The 25,038-nt window shown below is 67.0% G+C and carries 20 protein-coding genes; 3 read left to right on the top strand and 17 right to left on the bottom strand.

Annotated elements, in window-relative coordinates:
* Positions 1–191 precede the first annotated feature (191 nt).
* Positions 192–1,385, top strand: coding sequence for a sugar transporter (locus LOY33_RS14650; protein WP_088515397.1), 1,194 nt, complete (start codon positions 192–194; stop codon positions 1,383–1,385).
* A 5-nt stretch (positions 1,386–1,390) separates the two neighbouring features.
* On the opposite strand, the gene LOY33_RS14645 is transcribed toward LOY33_RS14650, so the two are convergent.
* Positions 1,391–2,914 carry an FAD-dependent oxidoreductase gene (locus tag LOY33_RS14645; RefSeq protein ID WP_078480176.1) on the bottom strand — a complete coding sequence of 508 codons (1,524 nt, stop codon included), beginning with the start codon at positions 2,912–2,914 and terminating at the stop codon, positions 1,391–1,393.
* A 112-nt stretch (positions 2,915–3,026) separates the two neighbouring features.
* On the opposite strand from LOY33_RS14645, the gene LOY33_RS14640 reads away from it, so the two are divergent.
* Positions 3,027–3,479, top strand: coding sequence for a GNAT family N-acetyltransferase (locus tag LOY33_RS14640; protein ID WP_258659176.1), 453 nt, complete (start codon positions 3,027–3,029; stop codon positions 3,477–3,479).
* On the opposite strand, the gene fdhE is transcribed toward LOY33_RS14640, so the two are convergent.
* The 5 genes from fdhE to LOY33_RS14615 form a co-directional block, all read right to left on the bottom strand.
* Positions 3,476–4,366, bottom strand: coding sequence for a formate dehydrogenase accessory protein FdhE (gene fdhE / locus LOY33_RS14635; protein WP_043862961.1), 891 nt, complete (start codon positions 4,364–4,366; stop codon positions 3,476–3,478). The two genes, LOY33_RS14640 and fdhE, sit on opposite strands and share 4 nt — an antisense overlap.
* Complete coding sequence (locus tag LOY33_RS14630; protein WP_043862960.1) at positions 4,363–5,010, bottom strand: formate dehydrogenase subunit gamma; 648 nt, start codon at positions 5,008–5,010, stop codon at positions 4,363–4,365. The genes fdhE and LOY33_RS14630 overlap by 4 nt, the downstream gene beginning before the upstream one ends.
* Positions 5,007–5,897: a formate dehydrogenase subunit beta gene (gene fdxH / locus LOY33_RS14625; RefSeq protein ID WP_269210608.1), complete on the bottom strand. Its 891-nt coding sequence runs from the start codon at positions 5,895–5,897 to the stop codon at positions 5,007–5,009. The genes LOY33_RS14630 and fdxH overlap by 4 nt, the downstream gene beginning before the upstream one ends.
* A 19-nt stretch (positions 5,898–5,916) precedes the next feature.
* On the bottom strand, positions 5,917–8,967 hold the full coding sequence (fdnG, locus tag LOY33_RS14620; RefSeq protein WP_258659174.1) for a formate dehydrogenase-N subunit alpha: 3,051 nt from the start codon (positions 8,965–8,967) through the stop codon (positions 5,917–5,919).
* A 230-nt stretch (positions 8,968–9,197) separates the two neighbouring features.
* The gene (locus LOY33_RS14615; RefSeq protein ID WP_116054465.1) at positions 9,198–9,476 is read right to left on the bottom strand and encodes a YceK/YidQ family lipoprotein; all 279 of its coding nucleotides are present in this window, start codon (positions 9,474–9,476) and stop codon (positions 9,198–9,200) included.
* Positions 9,477–9,649: 173 nt separating this feature from the next.
* On the opposite strand from LOY33_RS14615, the gene LOY33_RS14610 reads away from it, so the two are divergent.
* A complete protein-coding gene (locus LOY33_RS14610) occupies positions 9,650–10,000 on the top strand; it encodes a hypothetical protein (RefSeq protein ID WP_043862958.1) in 351 nt (116 codons plus the stop codon).
* Here LOY33_RS14610 and LOY33_RS14605 read toward each other — a convergent pair.
* The 11 genes from LOY33_RS14605 to LOY33_RS14555 form a co-directional block, all read right to left on the bottom strand.
* The gene (locus LOY33_RS14605; RefSeq protein ID WP_043862957.1) at positions 9,997–10,248 is read right to left on the bottom strand and encodes a hypothetical protein; all 252 of its coding nucleotides are present in this window, start codon (positions 10,246–10,248) and stop codon (positions 9,997–9,999) included. The two genes, LOY33_RS14610 and LOY33_RS14605, sit on opposite strands and share 4 nt — an antisense overlap.
* 30 nt (positions 10,249–10,278) lie before the next feature.
* Positions 10,279–10,524, bottom strand: coding sequence for a hypothetical protein (locus tag LOY33_RS14600; RefSeq protein WP_043862956.1), 246 nt, complete (start codon positions 10,522–10,524; stop codon positions 10,279–10,281).
* Entirely contained in the window at positions 10,521–11,606 is a 1,086-nt protein-coding gene (locus tag LOY33_RS14595) for a helix-turn-helix transcriptional regulator (RefSeq protein WP_054915396.1), read from the bottom strand. Before LOY33_RS14595 ends, LOY33_RS14600 begins: the two co-directional genes overlap by 4 nt.
* A gap of 118 nt (positions 11,607–11,724) precedes the next feature.
* On the bottom strand, positions 11,725–12,783 hold the full coding sequence (locus LOY33_RS14590; RefSeq protein ID WP_253086986.1) for an autotransporter outer membrane beta-barrel domain-containing protein: 1,059 nt from the start codon (positions 12,781–12,783) through the stop codon (positions 11,725–11,727).
* A 318-nt stretch (positions 12,784–13,101) separates the two neighbouring features.
* Entirely contained in the window at positions 13,102–15,267 is a 2,166-nt protein-coding gene (gene glgX / locus LOY33_RS14585; RefSeq protein ID WP_043862953.1) for a glycogen debranching protein GlgX, read from the bottom strand.
* A 102-nt stretch (positions 15,268–15,369) separates the two neighbouring features.
* Positions 15,370–15,672 (bottom strand): DUF2934 domain-containing protein, encoded by a 303-nt coding sequence (locus tag LOY33_RS14580; RefSeq protein WP_043862952.1) that lies wholly within the window; start codon positions 15,670–15,672, stop codon positions 15,370–15,372.
* Positions 15,669–18,473 carry a malto-oligosyltrehalose synthase gene (locus LOY33_RS14575; protein WP_258659161.1) on the bottom strand — a complete coding sequence of 935 codons (2,805 nt, stop codon included), beginning with the start codon at positions 18,471–18,473 and terminating at the stop codon, positions 15,669–15,671. Before LOY33_RS14575 ends, LOY33_RS14580 begins: the two co-directional genes overlap by 4 nt.
* Positions 18,470–20,542 (bottom strand): 4-alpha-glucanotransferase, encoded by a 2,073-nt coding sequence (gene malQ, locus LOY33_RS14570; RefSeq protein WP_054915393.1) that lies wholly within the window; start codon positions 20,540–20,542, stop codon positions 18,470–18,472. Before malQ ends, LOY33_RS14575 begins: the two co-directional genes overlap by 4 nt.
* A complete protein-coding gene (gene treZ, locus LOY33_RS14565) occupies positions 20,535–22,307 on the bottom strand; it encodes a malto-oligosyltrehalose trehalohydrolase (RefSeq protein ID WP_258659157.1) in 1,773 nt (590 codons plus the stop codon). The genes malQ and treZ overlap by 8 nt, the downstream gene beginning before the upstream one ends.
* Positions 22,308–22,320: 13 nt before the next feature.
* Positions 22,321–23,883 carry a glycogen synthase GlgA gene (gene glgA / locus LOY33_RS14560; RefSeq protein ID WP_058541106.1) on the bottom strand — a complete coding sequence of 521 codons (1,563 nt, stop codon included), beginning with the start codon at positions 23,881–23,883 and terminating at the stop codon, positions 22,321–22,323.
* A 430-nt stretch (positions 23,884–24,313) separates the two neighbouring features.
* Positions 24,314–24,970 (bottom strand): HAD family phosphatase, encoded by a 657-nt coding sequence (locus LOY33_RS14555; protein ID WP_258659153.1) that lies wholly within the window; start codon positions 24,968–24,970, stop codon positions 24,314–24,316.
* Between the last annotated feature and the right edge of the window lie 68 nt (positions 24,971–25,038).

Genomic DNA, 25,038 nt, shown 5'->3' with positions numbered 1-25,038 from the left:
TATTGTCGCCCCCCCGACGCATGACGTACCATCGGGCCTGCGACCCGCACCTACCTATAACAACCTTCTGCAGCGCAACACCCAGGCCGCCGGCCCAGGGGTGGCTTTTGCCTGCGCGCCTTTTGCCGCGCAGGTTTCATTGAACCCAGGGTCGCGTCTGACGCGCCCGCCCCGGAGCCTTGCCCCGTCCGATGAACAACCCCGCAGATACCCGTAATGGCAGCTGGCTCAGCGTTTTCGCGCTGGCCCTGGCTGCATTCATCTTCAACACCACCGAGTTCGTGCCGGTGGCCCTGCTCAGCGATATCGGCCGCAGCTTCGACATGCCCACCGCCCAGGTCGGGCTGATGCTGACCATCTATGCCTGGGTGGTGTCGCTGGCCTCGCTGCCGATGATGCTGATGACCCGCAACATCGAGCGGCGCAAGCTGCTGGCGTTCCTGTTCGTGCTGTTCATTGCCAGCCATGTGCTGTCGAGCATGGCCACCAGCTTCGGCATGCTGCTGTTCAGCCGCATCGGTATCGCACTGGCCCACGCGGTGTTCTGGGCCATCACCGCGTCGCTGGCGGTGCGGGTGGCGCCGCCGGGCAAGCAGGCCAAGGCCCTCGGGGTGCTGGCCACCGGCACCACCCTGGCCATGGTGCTGGGCATTCCGCTGGGGCGAGTGGTGGGCGAGGCGCTGGGCTGGCGCACCACCTTCATGGGCATCGCCGGGGTCTCGGTACTGACGTTGCTTTGGCTGATGCGCTCGCTGCCGCGCCTGCCCAGCCAGAACTCCGGTTCGCTGCGCAGCCTGCCGATGCTGCTCAAGCGGCCGGCGCTGCTCTCGGTGTATGCGTTGGTGGTGCTGGGCATCACCGCGCAGTTCACCGCCTACAGCTACATCGAGCCGTTCAGCCAGCAGGTCGCGGCGATGAGCGGCGAAATGACCACCATCCTGCTGTTGCTGTATGGCGGGGCGGGCATCTTCGGCTCGATCCTGTTCAGTCGCTACAGCGAGCGTTTCCCGCGGGGGTTCGCGATTGGCGCCATCGGCGCCATCGCCCTGAGCCTGTTGCTGCTGGCCCCGCTGGCAGTCAACCCGACCCTGCTCTGCGCGCTGAGCATGGTATGGGGCATGGCGATCATGTGTTTCAGCCTGGTCCTGCAATCGAAGGTACTGGTGCTGGCTTCCGATGCCACCGACGTGGCCATGGCCATGTTCTCGGGGCTGTACAACGTGGGCATCGGTGGCGGAGCATTGCTGGGCAGCCTGGTCAGTACCCACATGGGCCTTGGCGACATCGGCCTGGTGGGCGGCGCGGTCGCGGTCAGCGGCCTGGTGCTGTGTTGCGTGACCACCTACCGCTATGCCGGGGTGCTGGGCGCCGACAAACCGGCGTAAGCACCTCACCAGGGGCGCAGGCCCCGCTCGCTGAAGTAGCGCTCCACGGCGGCGGTGGAGGCCGAGGGTTCGGCCAGCGCCACGTAGCTGTCGGGGCGCAGCAGGTACAGCGCGTTGCGTGCCAGGCCGGCCGCCGTGCAGGCGGCCGACCAGGGGTAAACCTGCAGTGGCAGCTGGCGTGCGGCGCACCAGGCGCTCAGTTCCTTGCTGGCCAGGCCGTACACGTGCACCTGCCAGCCCAGGTGCGACAGCGCGCTGAAATTGTCGTGTTCCTGCGTCACCACCCAGGGCAGGCGGTCGCCGCCCTGCACATGGCCGGCGCTGCCGAAGCTCAGCGGCATCAGGCGGTAGTTCAGGCCCAGTTGCGAGACCGTGCGAAACAGCAGGCTGCGCGCCTTGGCGAATGCCGCCATGCGCGGTATCAGCACCGGTGCCAGGCGCGTACGCAACAGGTTGGCGATGCTGCCATCGGCGGTAGCGAAGGTGAACACCTGGTCGGTGGTGGCCACCAGGCGCCGGGCGAAGGCCATGCGCTCGACCGGGTAGCTGTCGAGCAGGTCGTCGTGGGCCTTGCCCTTGAGTACGCTGCACAGCTTCCAGGCCAGGTTGATTGCATCGCCGATGCCGGTGTTCATGCCCTGGCCGCCGGCCGGGCTGTGCACGTGCGCGGCGTCGCCGAGCAGGAAGGCGCGCTGCTGGCGGAAATGCCCGGCCACGCGATGGTGTACGCGGTAGGTGGAAAACCAGTTGACCTTGAGCACCTGCAAGTGCAGGTGCTCGATGGCACGTTGGCTGACATCCTCGAAACGCAGTTGCTCGGGGTGTTCGGCGCGTGCGTCGCGCACCGTGCCGATCAACCGCGCGCGGCCTGCGCCGGCCAGCGGGAACACCGCCAGAAAGTCCGCCTCGTCCAGGTCCACGTGCAGCTCGCCGTTCATGGGCGGGCCGCTGGCATCCACGTCGGCCACGTAGAACAACTGCTGGTAGGTGCCGCCGGGGAAGTCGACATGCAGGCCGTTGCGCACGGCCGAATGGGCGCCGTCGCAGCCGGCCAGGTAATGCGCCTCGCAGTCTTGCTCGCTGCCGTCGGGCAGGCGCAGGCGTGCGCTGACGGTGGTGTCGTGCTGGGTGAAACCGAGCAGTTCGGTGCTGCGTTCGACCTCCACGCCAAGGCCGCGCAGGCGCTCGATCAGCAGGTTCTCGTGCTGGTCCTGCGGGTAGATTTCGAGAAAGGGGTAGGGCGTGAGGTTGGCGCCGATGCTGTCCAAAGGCAGGCGTGCGGCGGGCTCGCCCTTGACCCAGAGGTTGGCGGCGGGCACCTGGTGGCCGGCGCCAACGACCGCGTCGGCCAGGTCCAGCTGGCGGTACAGCTCCAGGGTGCGGGCTTGCACGGCGAGCGCGCGGGAGGTGGTGCCGGCGGCGCTGGTCCTGTCGAGGATGCGTACCGAGATGCCCAGCTTGCTCAGCCACAGGGCCAGGACCAGGCCGGTGGGCCCGGCGCCGATGATCACGACGTCAGAGTGGGGCATGGCGCGGTCCTCCGGGAAGGTGCGGTGGCACTGACAAGTGTAGATGCAGGTGGCCACACCCCTCATCCAATTCGGTGTACCTTTGCATCCCCCCAACGCCCAGAGCACACCCATGATCGACTGGCTCAGCAACCACCCACACCACAGCGATACCCTGGCCCGCTGGCTGCACGAGCAGTTCGCCTACGAATACGCCGATGTACCGCTGGCCCAATGGCAACAGGAATTCGCCCATGGCCAGACTGACGGCAGCCTGTACAGCCTGTTGGCGCTGGATGACGACAACCTGCTGGGCAGCGCTTCACTGGCCCGCGACGACCTGCCCCTGCGGCCCGACCTGAGCCCCTGGCTGGCCTGCGTGTTCGTCAGCCCGCAAGCCCGCGGCCAAGGCCTGGCCGAAACGCTGATCGAGGGCATCTGCACCAAGGCCAGGGCCCTGGGGCACACGCACCTCTACCTGCACACCCACGACCGCGCCGAGTACTACCACAAGCGGGGGTGGCAGTACCTCGAGCAGTTCCAGGCCTGGGGCAAATCACACTGGCTGATGCAGTACCCGCTCTAGCCCGGGAACAGAAACGGGTTCACGCCGCTGCGATCGAACCCCTGGCGCTCCACCTCGGCATCCAGCGCGATCGAGGCCAGGTCATCGGCCACCAGCTCAAGGTCGCGCTCGTGCTCGGGGTAGAACACCTTCAGGTAGCTGTGGCAGTCGTCGCAGCTCTCGGCCTTGATCGCGGTTTCATGGGTATCCAGCGACCAGTAGTCCAGGCTGCCGGTCTCTTCGCAGTTGCTGCACTTGAGCCGCACCATGTGCCAGCGGCTCTCGCACAACCCGCAGTGCAGGTAGCGCAGCCCGGCCTGGGCACCGGTCATGATCACGCTGGCCACCGGCGCCCCGGTGCACACCGGGCAATGCTGGCGCTGCTCGCCCACGCCGGCATTGCCGATGGCGGGCAGGTGCGCCGCCAGCTGGGTGAAGTACAGCGACAGGGCGGCCCACAGGAACAGCGCCTGACCGCTGTCGATTTCGCTGAAGCGGCCTGCCAGCAACGCATCGGCCGCCACGTCCAGGGCGGCCTCGCCCTGCGCACACAGGCCCTGCAGGGTGGCGTGTTCGATGTGCTCGCCAAGCCCGCGCAACAGTTGCTGCCAGTAGGCATCGCGCGGCAGGCTGGCCCAGGCCAGCGGCGCCTTGCCGGCGGCTACCCGCCCGGCCAGGCTGCTCACCAGCGTTGCCGGTAGCGGCAGGCGTTCGAGCAATTGCTGCTGGGCATCGGCCACCTGTGCCACGAACCGCAGGTAGTCGGCCATCGGGTGCCCCTCGGCCAGCTGACGCAGGCGGGTGGCGCGCTGGCGGTAGCGCTCGCCCAGGGTCGGCAGCAGCACGGCAGGTATTTCGCCAACGCCGGCGCTACGCTGCTCGGCAGGGGTCATCTGGATGCTGTTCATTGCTGCTTGCCACTCCCGCTCTGCTTGTTGCTGATCTGCCGGTACCAGCGGTCATGGTGGGTCTTGGCCCAGCTGCGGCTCACATACCCGGTGACCATGCCGCGAATCGAACCCTTGACCCAGAACGCCAGGTACGCATGGCCGATGATCAGCAGGATCAGGCAGATGCCGGCAATGGCGTGTACCAGCAGGCCGATGCGAATCGACGGGATGCTGAACCACGGCGCGAAGTAAGGCCGCCAGATCACCACGCCACTGACCAGCAGCACGCTGATCAGGCCCATGATTCCCCAGAACAGGATCTTCTGCCCGGCGTTGTACTTGCCGATCTGTAGCGCCGGCTCGTGCTCGCCGGCCAGCACCTGGCGCACGTTCCTGAACCACGCGAGGTCTTCACGTTCGGGCAGGTTGTACTTGACGAAGCGCACGAACAGGAACGCCAGCAGCAGGAACACCACCACCCCGAAGAACGGGTGCAGGATGCGCGCCAGCTGCGGGGTGCCGAACACGGCGTTGAGCCCGTTGAGCGACGGGAAGAACCACGACAGCCCCGACAGGGCCACGGCAAGGAAGCACAGCACCATTACCCAGTGGCTGGCACGCTCGATGAAGCGGGTGCGCAGGATCAGTTTGTCCTTGTTCATGCGTGGGTGTCCTCCTCGTGTTTCTCGTCGGCTTCCTCGACCTCGTTCGGCCCCACGCCCACGTAGTGGAACAGGGTGCCGGCCAGGGTAGCGAAGAAGGCCACGGCCGCCACCGGCTTGAGCCAGCCCTTCCAGCCATGGATGGCGCTGCTGATGCGCGGGTCGGTGGGCAGCTTGTGGTACAGGTGCGGCTTGTCGGCGTGCTGCAGCACGTACACCACGTGGGTGCCGCCCACGCCCTGCGGGTCGTAGATGCCGGCGCCGGCAAAGCCGCGGCCCTGCAGCTCGGTCACGCGCTCGCTGGCCTGGTGCAGCATGTCCTGCTTGCTGCCGAAGTTGATCGCCCCGGTGGGGCAGGTCTTGACGCAGGCCGGCTCCTGGCCGACCGACACGCGGTCCACGCACAGGGTGCACTTGTAGGCCTTGTTGTCCTTCTTGCTGATGCGCGGCACATCGAACGGGCAGCCGGCGATGCAGTAGCCGCAGCCGATGCAGTGGTCGGACTGGAAGTCGACGATGCCGTTGGCGTACTGGATGATCGCCCCCGGTTGCGGGCAGGCCTTCAGGCAGCCCGGGTCGGCGCAGTGCATGCAGCCGTCCTTGCGGATCAGCCATTCGAGCTTGCCGCTTTCATCTTCGACTTCATCGAAGCGCATCAGCGTCCAGGTTTCGGCCGACAGGTCGGCCGGGTTGTCGTACACGCCGACGTTGTGGCCGACCTCGTCGCGCAGGTCGTTCCACTCGTTGCAGGCCACCTGGCAGGCCTTGCAGCCGATGCAGATGCTCACGTCGATCAGCTTGGCCACTTCGGCCTGGTGGTCGCGCGCGCGCGGGGCCGGGGTCAGCACGTTGGTGGCCGAGCGCTTGATGATGTCTTGGGATTGCATGGACATGAAGTTCGCTCCCTCAGGCCTTTTCGATGTTCACGAGAAACGCCTTGTATTCCGGCGTGTGGGTATTGGAATCGCCCACCCCCGGGGTCAGGGTATTGGCCAGAAAGCCCTTGCGCGTGGTGCCTTCATAGCCCCAGTGGCAGGGGATGCCGATGGTGTCGACGTCCTGCCCGTCGATGGCCAGGCGGCGGATGCGCTTGGTCACCACGGCCTTGGCCTTGATGTAGCCACGCTGGGTGCTGACGCGCACCAGGTCGCCCTGCACGATGCCCTTGTCGGCGGCCAGCTTCTCGCCGATCTCGATGAACTGCTCGGGCTGCACGATGGCGTTGAGCCGCGCATGCTTGGTCCAGTGGCGGAACAGCTCGGTGATCGAGTAGGTGGTGGCCACATACGGGAACTGCTCGCGGCTGCCCATGCGCTTGCGATCGCTTTCGTACACCCGCGCGGTGGGGCTGTAGGTCACGTTCGGGTGCAGCGGGTTGTTCGCCAGCGGGCTTTCGGTGGGCTCGTAGTGTTCGGGGAACGGCCCGTCGTTCATCGCGCCCACCGAGAACAGCCGGCCCAGGCCTTCAGGCAGCATGATGAACGGGTTGGTGTTGCTGCCCGGTGCAGCGGTGACGGCGAAGTCCGGCACGTCCACGCCGCTCCAGCGCGCCCCGTCCCAGCCGATCAGCTTGCGCTTGGGGTCCCACGGCTTGCCCTGGGGGTCGGCCGAGGCGCGGTTGTAGAGAATGCGCCGGTTCTGCGGCCACGCCCAGGCCCAGCCCGGGGTGCAGCCCAGGCCGCTGTCGGCGTTGTCGCGCCGTGCCATCTGGTTGCCCTTTTCGGTCCAGGAGCCGGCGAAGATCCAGTTGAAGCTGGCAGTGGTGCCGTCGTCGCGCAGCTGCGAGAAGTCGTCGAGCAACTGGCCCTTGCGCAGAATCAGGTTGCCCTGTTCGTCGTGCAGGTCGGCCAGGGCGCGGCCGTTGGATTCCTTGGCCACTTCCTCGGGCTTGGGGTCGAACGGGTCGGCGTAGTCCCAGGCCATGTTGAGGATCGGCGCGGGGTTGGCACCGCCTTCCTTCTCGTACAGCTCGCGGATCTTCAGGAACAGGTGGCCGAGGATCTTGCCGTCGTGCCAGGCCTCGCCGGGCGGCGCAGCGCCGGCCCAGTGCCATTGCAGCCAGCGCCCAGAGTTGACGATCGAGCCGTCTTCCTCGGCAAAGCAGGAGGAGGGCAGGCGGAACACTTCGGTCTGGATCGCCGCGGTGTCCACGTCGTGCTCCTCGCCGTGGTTCTGCCAGAAGCTCGAGGTCTCGGTGGCCAGCGGGTCGATGATCACCAGGAACTTGAGTTTCTCCAGCGCGGCCTGGGCCTTGTTCTTGTCCGGGAACGCCGCCACCGGGTTGAAGCCCTGGGCGATGTAGCCGTTGACCTTGCCCTCGTACATGCGGTTGCTGTAGTTGAGCACGTCGTAGCTGTCGTCCCACTTGGGCAGCCAGTCGAAGCCCCAGTCGTTGTCCTTGGTGGCCTTGTCGCCCCACAGGCTCTTCATCAGGCTGACGAAGAACTTGGGGGTGTGCTTGTAGTAGTTGACCTGGTCGGGCAGCACCGCGCTGGGCGTGGTCTGCTTGAGGTAGGTGGCCAGGTCGGTCTGCGCATCCGATGGCAGGTTCATGTAGCCGGGCAGGCGCAGCGAGAGCAGGCCCAGGTCGGTGTAGCCCTGGATGTTGGAGTGGCCGCGCAGGGCGTTGACCCCGCCACCGGCCATGCCGATGTTGCCCAGCAGCAGCTGGATCATGCCCGAGCCTCGGATCATCTGCGCGCCGTTGGTGTGGTGGGTCCAGCCCAGGGCGTAGAGGAAGGTGGCGGTCTTGTCCGGGGCACTGGTGGTACCGAGGATCTCGCAGATCTGCAGGAAGTCGGCCTTGGGCGTGCCGCAGATGTTGGTGACCATGTCCGGGGTGTAGCGGCTGACGTGGGTCTTGAGCAGGTTCCACACGCAGCGCGGGTGGCTCAGGGTCATGTCGCGCCTGGCGAAGCCGTCGGCGTCCAGCTCGTAGGTCCAGGAGCTGCGATCGTAACTGCGCTTGGCCGGGTCGTAGCCGCTGAACAGGCCGTCGTCGAAGCTGTAGTCCTCGCGCACGATCAGGCTGGCGTTGGTGTAGGCGCGCACGTAGTCGTGCTGGATCTTGTCGTGGGTGATCAGGTAGTTGACCACGCCCATCAGGAAGGTCACGTCGGAGCCGGCGCGGATCGGCGAGTAGATGTCGGCCACGGCGGCGCTGCGGTTGAAGCGCGGGTCCACCACGATGACCTTGGCGCCATTGCGGATCTTGGCCTCGATCACCCACTTGAAGCCCACCGGGTGCGCCTCGGCGGGGTTGCCGCCCATGATCAGCACCACGTTGGCGTTCTTGATGTCGACCCAGTTGTTGGTCATGGCGCCGCGCCCGAAGGTCGGCGCCAGGGCCGAGACGGTAGGGGCGTGGCACACACGGGCCTGGCTGTCGGTGCCCAGGATGCCCAGGGCGCGGGTGAAGCGCTGGTCCAGCGAGCCGGTTTCGCTGCTGGCGGCCGAGCTGCACAGCATGCCGGTGCTCAGCCAGCGGTTGACCGTGGTGCCCTTGTCGTTCTTCTCGATGAAGTTGGCGTCACGGTCGTCCTTCATCAGGCGTGCGATGCGCTCGATGGCGTGATCCCAGCTGATGCGCTGCCATTTGTCCGAGCCAGGGGCGCGGTATTCGGGGTAGAGCAGGCGTTGTTCGCTGTGGATGTAGTCCACCAGGCCCGCGCCCTTGGGGCACAGCGAGCCGCGGCTGACCGGGTGATCGGGGTCGCCTTCGATGTGGAAGATACGCGCCTTGGCGTTCTTGGCGCCGTCGCCAAGGCTGTACATCAGCACGCCGCAACCCACCGAGCAGTAGGTGCAGTTGTTGCGGGTTTCCTTGGCGCGCAGCAGCTTGTACTGGCGTGATTGGGTGGCCTGGGCCATGCCCGGGGCAAAGCCCAGGCTAGCCGCAGTGGCGGTGGCAGCGCCGACGGTGCACAGCTTGAAGAACTGTCTTCTGCCCAGTCCCATGGTTATCTCCTTGTACAAACGAGCTCCAGAATCGGCCGCGCACGCGCAGGCCCGCCGAGATCAGCGTCAGGATCGGTAAGTGGTATGCAGGCTAGTCACAGAGGGTGCGCGCCAAGACCCTTTCTATCGTGGGTGAATTGCGCGCATTCGGGGGCAGTTTATGCCCTTACTTAATTTGTGACTAATCGACCTTGTCGATGAACCTATAGAGGGATTCGATTGTTTGGCACTCAGCGCGAGAGGTCGGCGGGGATCATCGCGGTATCGATCACGATATCCACGGGCGCGGTGACGATAAACGCCAGCGGGCACACGATCAGCGGCCAGCAGAACTGCGCCGAGGTGGCGCTGAACAGGAACGAGAAGTTGTTGCGCACGCCCCGGTACATGCCTGGGGATGCACATTCGGCGCAGTACCCACCGCGCATCATGGTGCCGCAGCTGGTGAGGGCGAGGGTAGAGACGATGAGGGCGAGCGAGAGGATTCGGATGGTGCTGTTCCTTGGCACAGGGGGGGAGGGTCCGTTTTTCTGCGCGGCATTCTCTCACCGGGGGCTGGGGCAATGCTACAGTCGCTCCTTTTTCAATCAGCAGGCCAGGCCTCTTCGCTGGCAAGGCCAGCTTCTGCAGGGCCAGCGAAGAGCCCGGTACTGCCGACACACAACCAACGGGAGAGACAACCATGCGCGCAGCAATGCTATTGGGTACGGCACTGGTGCTGGCCGGATGCGCCTCGTCGACGATGAACCAGGCTCGCCTGGGCGCACCGCACAAGACCTTCACCTCGGCCAAGGCCGAGCCGCTGGTGGCCGAGTGCATCCAGTTCGGTTGGCAGGACGAAGCCGTCTTCGGCGTGGATGCCAGCGGCTACCTCGACGCCGGCCCCAACGGTGGGGCCACGGTGTCGACACGCGATGCCGAATACTTCGCCGATGTGCGCGCCGAAGCCGGCGGCACGGTGGTCAAGTTCTACACCCTCAAGGACGATGCATTGGCCCAGCGGCGCATGGCGGCGTTGGCCACCTGCCTCTAGCCACGCCCCTCGAAACGCCCGGTGATGCGCTCGCGCCAGCTCAGCGGGCGCGCAACGTGTTCATGCGCGCCGATCTCAACCAGGGTGAAGGCGCAGCGCACGATATCGCTCACTTCCTGATCGGCCAACCGTGCGCAGGCTTCGCGGTGCGCCTGTGCCTGATCGCGACCTGCCAGGCTGTGCACCTCGAAGCCAAGGTTGCGTTTGGTGATATGCCAGTGGTGAAACACAGCGACAAAGCGGCTCATGTGCGCCCCGCAGTCAGATCAGGGATGGGGTCATGCATGCAGCTTGCCCGTGATGCGCTCCAGCCAGCTCAGGCGCCTGGGCGCCTGGGCAGTGCTGGCAATCTCGATCACGGTGAAGTCGCAGGTCTGATCGTCCTGGTAGCCCTGTTCATTGCGTATGTCGCCCGCTTCAAGGTGCGCATCGGCATGATTGTCGCTGTGTAGCGCGTGCACCTTGAAGCCCCTGTCCACGGCATGCCGGCTTCGCAGGTGAAACACCCCCACGAAGCGGCTCATGCCTGCGAAGCCCCGCGCTGTGCTTCAAGCGCCTCGATACGTGCCTGCAGGCGTTCGCGTTCCAGGCGTTCGGCGCCGATGTCCTCGAACACGCTGATCAGATGCTGCGGCTGGCCGTCCTGGCGGCGCTGCAGGGCGGTACGTGCACGTACCCAGATGTAGTGGCCCTGCTTGTGGCGCACGCGCTTTTCCACTTCGTAGCGCTCGATCTCGCCGGCCAGCAGGCGCTGCAGCAACTGCAGGTTGGCGGCCAGGTCGTCGGGGTGGGTCAGTTGCTGGAAGGTCATGCCGTACAGCGTTTCGGCGCTGTAGCCCAGCAGCTCGCAGAAGCTGCCGTTGACCCGCTGCCAGGTGCCGTCCGGGTCGATGTAGGCCAGCGCGCCCCAGGCCAGTTCGAAGATGGCGCGAAAACGTTCCTCGCTGTTGCGCAGTTGCTCTTCGGCGACCTTGCGCTCGGTGTTGTCCATGCTGATGCCGACCATCTTCACCGCGCGCCCGGCGCTGTCGCGCACCACCGTGGCGCGGGAGGCGATCCAGCGCATCTCGCCGTCGGGGCGATAGATGCGAAAGTCGCACTCGCAGCCTTCGCCTTCGAGCAGGGTCTTGCTGTACAGCGCCTGCAGCATCTCGACGTCCTCGGGGGGCAGGTGCACCCAGAAGTCTTCGTTGCGGATCACCTGCCAGCCGTACACGGCCTCGACGTTGGGCGAGTAGGTGAGTTCGTCGCTGATCAGGTTCCATTCCCAGGTCACGATGCGGGCGCCTTCCTGGGCCAGCTTCATGCGGGTTTCGCTCTCCATGATCTCGGCGGTGTAGCGCCGGCGCAGGTCGGTCATCGGCAGCTCCACCACCTGGGTCTGCTGCACGTCCTGCAGGGCTTCTTCGCCGTAGCGCAGCCAGATCCAGTTGACCTTGAGAAAGTCGGCCAGCTTGCGCAGGTTGGCGTAGTCGATCTCGCCGCCGCGGGTCCATTTGTGCACGGCGGTGCGCGAGATCCCCAGGGCCGTGCCTACCGCCTGCAGCGTCAGCTTGTGGTGTTCGAGCAGTTCCTTGAGGCGAAAGGCGAAGCTGTTTTCGGTCATGCGCTGGGGTGTCCTTGGCGAGGGCATGGCCGGCCAGTATACATAAGCTGTCAACCTCAGGTTGACGGGGGTATGCGTGTCGCATCGCGGGCCTGACCCGCGATGCATTCAGCGCCGCTCACCAGCGCACACGCACCCCCAGGTTGCCGATCAACCCGTTCAAGTCGTTGTCGTCCACGTCGCTGCTGTAATCGGCACTGACAAACAGCGCCACCTTGGGCGTCACCCGTGCCACCAGGCCCAGGCCCACCTCCACGGTGGTGGCGTTGCGTCCGCTGCTGATCTTGTCGACCTTGTCCAGGCTCACCGTGTCGGCATTCGAGAAGTCGTACCACACGTTGGTGCGCACATAGGGTTCGATGGGCATGCCGCGCACCTCGTAGCGGGCCGACAGCTTCGCCCCCACCCGGCCGGTCCAGCTCGGCTGGCTGTCATAGGCCTGCAGGGTCTGGGCCTGGGCGTCGTTGCCGGGGTAGTACTGCTGGTTGATCAACTGCGCCTGGGGCTCGATCACCCAGTGCTTGCCCAGGCCGATGGGGAAGCCGCCCTCCACCGAGAAGGTCAGCGCGTGGCCGTTGCCATCGAGCCGTTCGCCGTCGCTGCCGCGCCCGCTGGCGTCGAAACGGGTGCCCATGGCCACCGCATCCACATGCCAGCCCTGGTCATGCTGCAGGCTCCAGTACATGCCCAGGCTTTGCCCTTCCAGGCGCACGGCGTTCTGCTTGTCGCCCAGCTGTGGCCGGCGATTGTCCAGACCGCCCTGCAGGTTGCTGTGGCCCATGAAGATCCCGGCGCGGTGGGTGTTGCCGCCGGCGGTTTCCCGCACGAACAGGTCGGGGGCGATCTGCAGGTTCTGGTTGGGGGCATCCAAGCGTTGCGGGGCGGTCCTGACCGGGGTGGGAAAGAACTGCGCCCACTGGCTGGCAATGCCTTCGTCGCCGAGTACCGCCGTGCGCTCTGCCAGGCGCTCGGAAAACGCCCCCAGCGTGCCCAGGCTCAGCCCCGACACGCTGGCCGGGACCAGCGACGGCAGCGCCAGGCCGTGTGCCGGGTTGAACATCGGGTCGTCGTCTTCCAGCCCCGCCGCCAGGCTTTCGAGCGGGGTTGCCAGCAGCAGCGACGTCGACAGTGCGTAGAAAACATACTCGAGCCCCGAAGGGCAGGGTGCGCTTTTCATGGCCGATCTCCTCTGTGTGTTACAGCCAAAGGTCTGGCCTGATGTCACGGGCTGTAAGGCAGGAACAGAGAGCGACCCAAACCAGCAAACCTGCCCCATGGCGCGCGCAAAGCCGCGTGCCAGAGGCCCGGAATGAAGTTGAACACGGTGGTTCTAGGTGTAGCTAAGGAGAGTCGCAGGCAGGCGTCAAGATTGTGTGATTATTTTGTGATGGCCGTGTTGGAGGGGGTAAGCGGTTGAAAAATAGCGGTTACTGAATGGGCATAGCCGCGTTGCGAATGACAACGCGGCTGGCTATTTCGAATGATTGCTAAAGCGTCAGGCGTCCTCGTCCCGTTGCAGTTCCAACAGCAGCAACGAGCGTCCGGTGACGTTGAACACGCTGCCGAATTCCAGGCGCTGGGCCTTGCGCAGCTGCGGCCGGTCGGTGTCGATCAGGCAGTTCCAGTACTCGCCCTCGGGCACGTCGGGCAGGGTGAAGTCCACGCCGTCGTGGTGCGCGTTGACGATCAGCAGCAAGGTGGCGTCTGCCCCCGGGCGCAGGATGCCGCTGACCTGCGCGCGCCCGTCCATGAGCATGCCCAGGCAGCGCCCTTGCGGGTCTTCCCACTGTTCCACGCTCATCTCGCTGGCGTCCGGCGCCAGCCAGGTCACGTCCTTGACCCCGATCGCCTCGTTGTAGTCGCCCACCAGGAAGCGGCTGCGGCGCAGGATCGGGTAGGCCAGGCGCAGCTTGGTCAGGCGCTTGACGAACTTGAGCAGGGCGCTGCCTTGCTCGTCCAGGTCCCAGTTGATCCAGCCGATCTCGCTGTCCTGGCAGTAGGCGTTGTTGTTGCCGTGCTGGGTGCGGCTGAACTCGTCGCCGGCCACGATCATCGGCGTGCCCTGGGCCAGCAGCAGGGTGGCGAAGAAGTTGCGCATCTGGCGCTGGCGCAGGCTGTTGATCTCGGGGTCGTCGGTGGGCCCCTCGACCCCGTGGTTCCAGGAGATGTTGTTGTTGCTGCCGTCCTGGTTGTTCTCGTCGTTGTCCTCGTTGTGCTTGTCGTTGTACGACACCAGGTCGCGCAGGGTGAAGCCGTCGTGGGCGGTGATGAAGTTGACCGAGGCATAGGGGCGCCGGCCGCGGCGATTGAACAACTCGCCGGAGGCGGTCATGCGCGCGGCAAAGTCTGCCAGCTGGCCTTCGTCGCCTTTCCAGAAGGCGCGCACGGTGTCGCGAAAGCGGTCGTTCCATTCGGCCCAGCCCGGCGCGAAGTTGCCCACCTGGTAGCCACCGGGGCCGCAGTCCCAGGGTTCGGCAATCAGCTTGACCTGGCTCAGCAGCGGGTCCTGGCGACAGGCCACCAGAAAGCTGTGCCGCTCGTCGAAGCCTTCGTGGTAGCGGCCCAGGATGGTCGCCAGGTCGAAGCGAAAGCCATCAACGTGCATCTCGCCTGCCCAGTAGCGCAGCGAGTCGGTGACCAGTTGCAGTACGCAGGGGTGGCTCAGGTCCAGGGTGTTGCCGGTGCCCGAGTCGTTGATGTAGTAGCGCTTGTCGTCGGGCATCAGGCGGTAGTACGAGGCGTTGTCGATACCGCGCATCGACAGCGTGGGGCCCTGCTCGTTGCCTTCGGCGGTGTGGTTGTAGACCACGTCCAGAATCACCTCCAGGCCGGCGTCGTGCAGGTGCGCGACCATCTCCTTGAACTCGGCGATCTTGCCGTTGGCCAGGTAGCGCGGGTGGGGCGCGAAGAAGGCGATGCTGTTGTAGCCCCAGTAGTTGTTCAGGCCCTTTTGCAGCAGGTGCTGGTCGTTGACGAAGGCGTGGATCGGCAGCAGCTCGATGGAGCTGACGCCCAGGCCCTTGATGTGCCCCAGCAGCTCGTCGTTCATCAGCCCGGCGAAGGTACCGCGCGCCGCTTCCGGCACCGCCGGGTGACGCATGCTGATGCCGCGCACGTGCGCTTCGTAGAACACGGTACGGTCCCACGGCACGCCCACGCGCTGGTCGCGGCCCCAGGTGTAGGCCGGGTCGATGACCTTGCACTTGGGCACGAACGGCGCACTGTCACGCTCGTCGAAACTGAGGTCGCCATCGGGGTGGCCGATGGTGTAGCCGAACAACGCCTCGGACCAGCGCAGCTCGCCGACCAGCTGCTTGGCATACGGGTCGATCAGCAGCTTGTTGGGGTTGAAACGGTGCCCGTTCTGCGGCTCGTAGGGGCCGTACACGCGGTAGCCGTAGATCTGCCCCGGGTGCGCGTCGGGCAGGTAGCCGTGGTAGATCTCGTCGGTGTACTCGGGCAGTTCGATGCGCTCGAGCTCATGTTCGCCGCTGGCGTCGAACAGGCACAGTTCGACCTTGGTGGCGTTGGCCGAGAACAGTGCGAAGTTCACACCCAGGCCGTCCCAGGTGGCGCCCAGGGGGAAGGGCAGGCCCTCGCGGATGCGCGAAGGTTCAATGGCGTCGGGCTGGGTGTTGTGTTTGGACTTGGGCTGGGTCATGGCAATCCTTGTAGCGATCCTTGGGGGGCGAAAGGCGACGCACTGGGCGCCGGGGCAGCGTTGCGCTGCCCCGGGGCGGTAGTGACGCAAGGTACGGCGGCGTCAGGGCGTGGCGGGCTTCTTCGCGGTACGCGGCTTCTTTGCCGGGTCGGGCTTGGCCGCAGGGGCCGGCGGCTTGGCCTTGGACGCGGCGGCGCCGGGCTTTGGCTTGGCGCCAGGGGCTACCGGCGGTGCGCCTGGCGGGGTGGTACGGGGCTTGCGCGGGGCGGCCTTGGGCGCAATGGCCTCGGCTTCGGCCAACTTGCGTGCCATCTCCCAGTGACGCTCCTCCTGGCCTTCGGGTTTACCTTCCGACTCCCAGATCTGGTAGGCGAATTCGCGGATACGTTTTTCCTCAGCACTCATCTCGACGCTCCTGATGACTCAGTCTGTTCTATGAAGAGATTGACGGGGAAGGCTTTGAGCGCAGTGCTCAGCCACAGCTCGTTAGAGGGTGTGACTGCGCCCTGGGCGAAAAGTCCCGTGCAATTGGCAGCGCACAAGGCGAACGGTAAAAGCACACGGGTATCGTCCCAGTTCTGTGCCGGGATCAAGGGTTGCGTGGCGTTGCCCAGCAGGCCCGAGGCCAGCCGCGGTACCACCACCACCGCACGTTGCGCCTCGCCGATACGGGCAAAGGCGAGCACCCGCTCGGCGTGTTTGCCGCGTACCTCCAGGGGTTGGTAGCGGCCGTGGCGAAACAGCTCGGGGTAGGCCCGGCGCTGCTCCAGCACCTGGGCGATCAGGGCCTGCTTGACCCGCCCGTCCTGCCAGTGCCCGAGCAGTTCGGTGGGGGGCAGGCTGTCGTCCAGGGCCTGGCGGCGCGCGGCGTAGTCCACCGCGCGGCGGTTGTCCGGGTCGACCAGGCTCAGGTCCCAGCATTCGTTGCCCTGGTACAGGTCGGGCACCCCCGGCACGGTCATGCGCAGCAGGCTCTGCACCAGGCTGTTGAGCGCGCCCGGGCAGGCCAGGGCCTGCGCCGCCTGGGCCACCGACTGGCGCAGCTGCTGGCATTGCGGCTCCAGCAGCAGGGCGTCGATGAAGCGTGCGCAGGCCTGCTCGTAGGCCTCGTTGGGGGCGCTCCAGCTGCTGCGCAGCTTGGCCTCGCGCAGGGCTTTGCGCTGCCATTGGCGCAGGCGTTCGGCGTAGCCGCGCAAGGCCTGGGTGTCATCGCAGCGCAGCGTCATCGGCCAACTGCCGAGCAGGGTCTGGTACAGCAGCAGTTCATCGCCGGCACTCGGTGCCACGCCATCGGCCAGTTGTGTGCGCAGGGGCGAGGCCAGTTCACGCCACAGCTCCACGCGCTGGCAGAACCAGTGGCTGCGTTCGCTGATCACCGCCAGGCGTGCGCGGCAGTCTTCGCCACGCTTGTGGTCATGGGTGGCGGTGGCCAGCAGGTTGTCGGGGAAGTGCGCCAGGCGTTGCTGGCAACTGGCATGGAAGGCCTCGGCCGGTGCGCTGAAGCGCTCGGCGTCGAAGCCCACGTCGTTGCGCGACAACAGCACCGCCGAGCGATAGAAGGCGGTGTCTTCGACGGCCTTGGCGGCGGTGGGCGAGGTCAGCTGCTGGAAGCGCACGCAGGCGTGGCGCAACTGCTTGCGCGCCCGCCCCGGGCCCAGCTCGCGCCAGGGCTGGCCGCCCAGCCAGCGCTGCAGGTAGTCCAGCAGCGGCCAGTCGGCTTCGCCCAGGCTCGAACGCGCATCGGCCAGGGCCTGCTGGAAGAACCCCTCGTCCATCGCCGGGCGCCCGCAGGCATTGATGTAGGTGCGGTACACCGGGTAGTGCTCCACCAGCGCCTGCAACGCGCGGCGGATGGCGCCCAGGGTCAGGTCGCGGCTCATGATGTCGTTGCGCGCCACCTGCAGCAGGGCCTGGGCCACCGATTCGAAGTCGCCGGCCAGGCTGGCATTGAGCACCAGCTGGCGGGCCAGGCGCAGTTCCTCGACGAACGCCGGGCGCTCGCTCAGGTCGTGCCACAGCGCGGTCAGTTCGGCTTCGCCCTGCGGGTCATGCTGCAGCAGCGAGACCTGGTTCATGAATTCGTAGCCGGTGCTGCCGTCCACCCGCCAGTCGTCGTGCAGGCGCTCGCCGGGGCCGAGGATCTTCTCCACGTAGATCGGAAAGTGCTCGAGCGCAGCGCTCAGCGGCCGGCGTGGGAGCAGGCCGTCGACGCGTCGGCGCAGCTTGCGGCAGTAACCGCGCGGGTCGGCCAGGCCGTCGATGTGGTCGATGCGCAGGCCGTCGACCAGGCCGCGCTCGATCAGCTCGAACACCTTGGCATGGGTGGCCTCGAACACCGCCGGGCGCTCCACGCGCAGGCCGCCCAGCTCGTTGACGTCGAAAAAGCGCCGCCAGTTGATGTCGTCACCGGCGGTGCGCCAGCTGGCCAGGCGGTAGTGCTGCTGTTCGAGCAGTTGATGCAGGTGCTCGAAACCGCTGGGGGTGCGCCCGTCGAAGGCGGCCAGTACCTGGTCGATGGCCTGGCCGATGCGCAGCTCGCGGGCCAGTTCGGCCAGGGCCTGGTGCACCGCCTCGACGTTGGCCGGGGCGTGGCGCTGGCCCTCGAAGGCGGCAAAGCGTGCCCCCAGCTCGCTCAGCTCGGGGTGGCCGCTGACGCACAGGATGCGCGCATAGTCCGGCGGGCTGATCGGGAAGCGGTGCTCGTGGTGCTCGATGTGAAAGCGCCCGTGGCGGGCGTCGAAACGCAGCGGGATTTCCCCGGCCTGCAGCACTGCGCCATAGTCGCTGGCCAGGAACGGCAACAGCAACTGGCCTTTGAGCAACGGGTCGGGCGAATGCCACTGGATGTCGAAGAACTCGGCGTAGGGGCTGCGCCGGCCCCAGGCCAGCAGGTCCTGCCACCAGGGGTTGTGTGCGCCGCCCACGGCCATGTGGTTGGACACGATGTCCAGGATCAGGCCCATGCCGTGCTGGCGCAGCGCGGCCACCAGGCGTTCCAGCGCCGCCTCGCCACCCAGTTCGGGGCTCACCCGGGTCGGGTCGACCACGTCGTAGCCGTGGCGCGAACCGGGCCGCGCCTGCAACAGGGGCGAGGCGTACAGGTGGCTGATGCCCAGCCGGGCGAAGTAGGGCACCAGCGGCACCGCATCGTCGAGGCTGAAGTCGGCATGAAATTGCAGGCGCAGTGTGGCGGTGAGGCTGTTCATCGGTCACGCTCGAAGGCTTGTTCACGGGCCTGGGCCAGCAGCTCGAGGCGTCGCGCCGCATCGCTGTCGTCCAGCAGCTGTGCGGCGGGCAACGCGAAGCGGCGGCGCCAGTTGGGGTGGGTGTCGACGGTGCCGGGCAGGTTGGGTTGTTCGTCCACGCCCAGCAGGTCTTCCAGCGGTACCAGCACCAGCGGCGCGCGGGTATGCCCGAGCAGGCGCAGGCTGGCGTCGATCAGGGTGTCGGCTTCGCTGCTGGTGTCGCCGTAGCTGCTGTGCAGCAGGCGACGCAGGCCCTGGATTTCATGCTGGCGGCTGTCGCGCCAGTCGCGCTCGGTGATCGCGTCGATCGCCCCCAGGCGCTGGCCCCAGTCGATGTCGCGGGCCTGCAGCCAGCCTGCCAGCGGGGGCAGGTCGTGGGTGCTGGTGGTGGCCAGGGCGTTGTCGGGCCAGTCGAGGATGGGGGTGAACTGCCCGGGCGGGTCCTGCTCGAACAGCAGCACACGCATGCCCAGGATCGCGCGGGCCGCGAGCTTTTCGCGCAGGCCTTCGGGCACCGTGCCCAGGTCTTCGCCGAGCACGATGGCCTTGTGGCGCACCGACTCCAGGGCCAGCAGGCGCAGCAGGTCGTCCAGTGGGTAGTGCAGGTAGGCGCCTTCGCTGGGGGCGGCGCCCTGGGGGATCAGCCACAGGCGCTGCAGGCCCATCACATGGTCGATGCGCAGGCCCCCGGCGTGGGCGAAGTTGGCCCGCAGCATCTCGATGAAGGCGCGGTAGCCGTTGCGGCGCAGGCCCTCGGGGGAGAACGCGCAGATGCCCCAGCTTTGCCCCGATCGGTTGAGGATGTCGGGCGGGGCGCCGACGTGCAGCTCGGCCAGCAGCTCGTCCTGGCGGCTCCAGGCCTGGCTGCCGGTGCCGTCGGCCCCCACCGCGAGGTCGGCGATCAGGCCCACCGCCATGCCGCTGCCGCGCGCCGCTTCCTGGGCACGTTCCAGGCTGCGTGCGATCAGCCACTGGCAGAAGGCATAGAAGCCGATCTGCTCGACGTGGTCGGCGGCAAACGCGGCAATCTCGGCGCTGCGCGGGTCGAGCCAGGCGGCCGGCCACTGGCGCCAGTCCTGGCTTTCGCCGCGTTCGGCGGCGGCATCGAGCAGCGCTTCGAAGCGGCAGTGGTCTTCCAGCGCCTGGCCGCCGGCGTGGCGAAAGCTGTCGAAGTCGGCGCGCTGCGGTTGCTCGCCCTTGATAAAGCCCTGGTACAGCGCCTGCAATATCTGCTGGCGTGCCCCGGCCGCCCGTGGCCAGTCGATCAACGGCAGGCCTTCGAGCTGTTCGAGCTGGGCCTCAAGGCCCAGGGCCTGGACCGTGATGCGCACCGTGCGCTCGTCGATCACTGCCTGGGGGCTGGCATACAGGCTGTTCAGAAACAGCCGGCTGGACGGCGAATACGGGCTGTAGCTGGGGTGGTTGCGGGTGAACATGGCGTGCACCGGGCTGATGGCCAGGGCCGTGGCGCCACGCTCGGCGGCGCTGCGTGCCAGGCCCTCCAGTGCCAGGCAGTCGCCCAGCCCGCCGTCGCCCGGGCGGCGCAGGCTGTACAGCTGGGCACTCAGGCCCCAGCACCGTGGGTGCGGGGTGCCCAGCGCATCGGCCAGGCTGTAGCACTGCGCCGGGGCCACGGCCAGGGTGAAGGTGGTGGCGTCGATATGCAGCTGGTGATACCCCAGTGGCAGCCCTGGCGGCAGCAGGGCCTGGGCATCCAGCTGCAGCTGCTGGCGGGTGCCGTCCTCGTGCTGCACCTCGCAGCGGCTGTTGGCCGCGAAGTAGCGCGACAGGTCCAGCGGCTGGTGCTGGTCGACCGTCAGCAGTGGCGGCAGGTGACGGGAATCGTGGGCTTTTTCCAGGGCCTTGAGGCTGTTGGCGATGGCGATGTCGTCGGCGGCCGGGTGGCCAAGGGCGGCCAGGATGCGCCGCAGGACCGGTTCGCTGACACGCTGGGCGCGCCCGTTGGCGTCGATCCAGTCCACCGCCAGGCCAGCGCGTTCGGCCAGTTGCAGCAAGGGTAGGTCAGGCATGCACAGGCTCCGTGGGGCAGGAAGGGGTCAGGCTCACCACGCAGCTCAACGGCGGCAGGCAGGGTGGGCCCGGGGGCAGTTCGCAACTTTCGAACAGGTGCCGCTCGCGGGCCGGCAGGTCCAGGGCCAGTGGCTGCTGGCCGAGGTTGAGGTCGATGCGCAGCTCGCTGCCATCGCCCAGTTGCCAGCGGGCGCTCACGCCCTGGCCGCCGACCACCTGGGCGCCCAGGGCGCGGGTGCCCGGCAGGCGCGGGATGATGTGCTGGTGGCGCAGGTACAGCAGGCGACGGTACAGCGCCACCCACTGCTCGCTGTCCTCGCCCCATTGCGGTTGCGAGTCGAGGAAGGTCTGGGCGGCGTTCGGGTCGGGGATGCGCGCCCGTTGCTCGGGGTCGGCGAAGGCCTTGAACCCCTTGAACTCGGCGCGTCGGCCTTCGCGCACGGCGGTGGCAAGGTCGTCGTGGTGATCGGTGAAGAACAGGAAGGGCTGGCGGCACCCCCAGTCATCGCCCATGAACAGCAGCGGGATCATCGGTGCCAGCAACAGCAGCCCGGTGGCGGCGCGCAGGGCCTGGGGCGGGCACAGGCGCTCGAGCCGCTCGCCCAGCGCGCGGTTGCCGATCTGGTCATGGTTCTGCAGAAACAGCACGAAGGCACTGGGCGGCAGGTGGCCGCTGGCTTCGCCACGCGGTTCACCGTTGCGGTCCGGCTGGCCCTGGAACACGAACCCCTGGCTCAGGCAACGCGCCAGCTTGTTCAGCGGCGCCTCGCGGTAATCGACGTAGTAGCCTTCCTGCTCGCCGGTCAGCAGCACGTGCAGGGCGTTGTGGCCATCGTCGTTCCACTGGGCGTCGTAGCCCTCCTGGAGCAGGTGCGCCTGGTTGCGCTCGTTCTCGAGGGTGAGCCACACCTGCCGGCCCGGTGCGGTGCTGGCGCGCACGCGGCGGGCCAGCTCATGCAGAAAGTCAGGGTCGTCGATGGCGTGCACCGCATCCAGGCGCAGGCCGTCGAAGCGGTAGTCGTGCAGCCACATCAGGGCGTTCTCGATGAAGAAGTCGCGCACCTGGCGGCGACGAAAATCGATGGCCGCGCCCCAGGGCGTATGCCGGTCTTCGCGAAAGAAGCCCTGGGCATAACGGTGCAGGTAATTGCCGTCGGGGCCGAAGTGGTTGTACACCACATCCAGCAGCACCATCAGCCCCAGCGCGTGGGCCTGGTCGATCAGCGCCTTGAGTTGCTGCGCAGTGCCATAGCTCGCTTGCGGGGCGAACGGCAGCACGCCGTCATAGCCCCAGTTGCGCTGGCCGGGAAACTGCCCGATGGGCATCAGTTCGATGGCGGTCACGCCCAGTGCGGCCAGGCGCGGCAGGTGCCTGGCCACGCCGGCGTAACCGCCCAGCAGGCCCACGTGCACTTCATAGATGACTGCCTCGTGCCACGGGCGGCCCTGCCAGTCGGGGTGTTGCCAGGCATATTCGGTGCCCAGCACCTGGCTGGGGCCGTGCACGCCGTCGGGCTGGGCACGGCTGGCCGGGTCGGCGACCGACAGGTCGCCGTCGATACGGTAGCGATAGCGCGTACCGGCCGGGCAGGGCAGGCGCAGCACGAACCAGCCGTCGTCACTGCGCTGCATGGGTTGCGGGGCGGCGTTTTCACATTCCACCTCCACCTGCCGGGCATCGGGCGCCCAGAGGGCGAAGCGGGTGGTGTGGCTGTCCAGCATCACGGCCCCGTGGGTCGCGTGTTCCTGTGACCTGAAGGGCATACGGCAGTTCTCCTCAGCCTGCGTTGAGCGTGGCGCGCGTCACCAGTTCCTCGTACAGGTGGGCATAGGGTTCCACGGCCTGACACCAGTTGAATGGCTGGGTCATGGCCAGGCAGCGCATGGCATTGAGCAGGTGTTTCTTGCCGTATACGTAGAAGGCCCGCGAGAGTGCTTCGCGGTAGCTCTCCACGCTCGATTCGTCGAACAGAAAGCCGGTGACGCCATTCTCGATGGTGTCGGCCAGGCCGCCGGTGTTGCGCGCCACCGGCAGCGAGCCGAAGCGCTGCGCGTACATCTGGCTCAGGCCGCAGGGCTCGTAGCGCGAGGGCATCAGCAGAAAGTCGCTGCCGGCGAACATGCGCCGTGCGTCGGTCTCGTTGAAGCCGATGCGCACCCCCACGCGGCCCGGGAAGCGGCTGGCCAGCTCGCGCATGGCTTGTTCTTCCTCCGGTTCGCCGCGGCCGATGATGGCGATCTGGCCGCCCTGTTCGACGATGTACTCGGCCACCCCCAGGGTCAGGTCCAGGCCCTTCTGGTACACCAGGCGCGAGACCACGGCGAACAGCGGGCCGGTGGAGGGCTCCAGCTCGAACAGCTCGCGCACCTGGCTGCTGTTGGCCGCCTTGCCTTCCCAGTCGTTGATGCTGAAGCGGTGGGTCAGGTGGGTGTCGGTGGCCGAATCCCAGCTTTCGTCGATGCCGTTGGGGATGCCGCTGAGCAGGCCCTGCTGCGCCTTGCTGCCAAGAAAACCGTCGAGCCCGCAGCCGAAGGCCGGGGTGGTGATTTCCCGGGCATAGGTGGCGCTGACCGTGGTGATGTGGCTGGAGTAGGCCAGGCCGGCCTTGAGAAACGACAGCTTGCCGTAGAACTCCATGCCTTCCTGTTGCAGGGCGTGTTCGGGAATCGCCAGTTCCGGGCAGCAGCCGCGGCTGACCACCCCCTGGTAGGCCAGGTTGTGAATGGTGAACAGGGTGGGGGTGTTCAGGCCGCGCCAGTGCATGTAGGCCGGGGCCAGGCCGGCAGGCCAGTCGTGGGCGTGCACCAGATCGGGCTTCCAGTGCACCATCCCCTCGCCCGCGGCGATTTCGGCGGCGGCCAGGCCCAGGCGGGCGAAGCGGATATGGTTGTCGGGCCAGTCACGGCCATTGTTGGCGCCGTAGGGGGTGCCTTCGCGCTGGTACAGCTCGGGGCAGATCAGTACATAGATGACCAGGCCGTCGGCCAGGTCCATGCGCCCGATCTTGCACGGGGGCAGTGCGGCATGGCCGCCCAGCTCGCCCACCAGGTGGATCGGGTTGTCGCTTTCGAGTACCTGCGGGTAGCCGGGGATCAGCACGCGTACATCGTGCAGGTGGCGCATGGCGCGGGGCAGAGCGGCGGAGACGTCGCCCAGGCCGCCGGTCTTGACCAGGTCGGCGATTTCCGAGGTCACGAACAGCACCTTGCGCTTGTTCGGGTTGCGCCGGGTATCGAGGGCAGGGGCCTTGGCTGTCGTGACGATCTGGGCAGCACGCACCTGCGCGCTGGTATCCGGGTTGAAATGCTCTGCATGAGGTTCGACAGCGGCGCTGATCATACTTGTCTCCGTCCCTTGTTCTGCGGGCGTATCCCACCCGCTGCATGTCTGTACTGTTGTTCTCGCTATGTCATGTGATGCGGTGAAACGCCCCGGACACACGTGCAAGCGCTACGCCAGCCGGCGCTCCTGCCGATGGCGTGCTGACGAGTGGGGGGTGGGCTGCGCCTGGGTAACCAGAGTCGTTGGCCTACTTAGTTGCTGACCTACCGGGTTTGCAGAAGTTTCGACTATTTTCGATCGAGTTTTCCGGACGGTATCAGGTCGATTGAACAGTGTAGGAGAGGGGCGGGATAAATGTGACCCGTTGGTCATGTTTTGTGAATTGGCCGGCACAGGGGTGCACCGACAGCGAGCGTGCACCGCTTGAAGGTGACCCCCGATGGTGCACGTGCCAGCCTGGCTGGCGAAACCGGCGCGGTGGGTGGCTTCAGCCGCTCATCTGCGCAATCAGTTGCCACAGGCGCTCATCGTCGAAGTTCTTCACCACCAGCTGCGCACCGGCCTCCAGCAGCACCTGCGGCGCCTGGCTGGTCGACAGGCCCACGGTAAGGATCCCCGCGCGGCTCGCTGCCGTCACGCCCGGCACCGAATCCTCGAACGCCAGCGCATGGTCTGCCCTGGCCCCCAGGCGCCCCAGGCCGGTGAGGTAGGGCAGGGGATCGGGCTTGGCCCGTGCCAGTTCCTCGGCCACCAGCACATGCTCGAAGCGCTCGGCCAGGCCCATGGCTGCCAGCATGTGCTGCGCATTGGCCCGTGGCGCATTGGTGACCACGGCCATGCCGATGCCGCTGCGCTCGGCATGCGCCAGCAGGCGTTCGAGGCCGGCAGTGGGCTGCAAGGTCGGCGACAGCGCACGAAAGCGCGCCTCCTTGCGGTCGGCGAATGCCTCATGCTCGGCCACCGGGCGCCCGGGGAACAGGTAGCGGCACATGTCGGCGTTGGCCCGGCCACTGACGTGGGCGTCGAACTCGGCCTCGCTCAGTTCGCGGCCCTGCTCACGCAGCAACTGCTGCAGTGCCTGCAAATGCAGGGTATCGGTGTCGGTCAGGGTGCCATCGAGGTCGAACAGCAGGGCTTCAAGCATGGGGCGCGGTTTCCATTGCACGGCGGGCCATCATAACCATTTTGCCGTGGCGATCAGCGGGGCTGGTC

The sequence above is a fragment of the Pseudomonas sp. B21-036 genome (genome assembly GCF_024748925.1).
Classification (GTDB): domain Bacteria; phylum Pseudomonadota; class Gammaproteobacteria; order Pseudomonadales; family Pseudomonadaceae; genus Aquipseudomonas; species Aquipseudomonas palmensis.
This window is presented reverse-complemented; position numbering and strand designations above follow the sequence as displayed.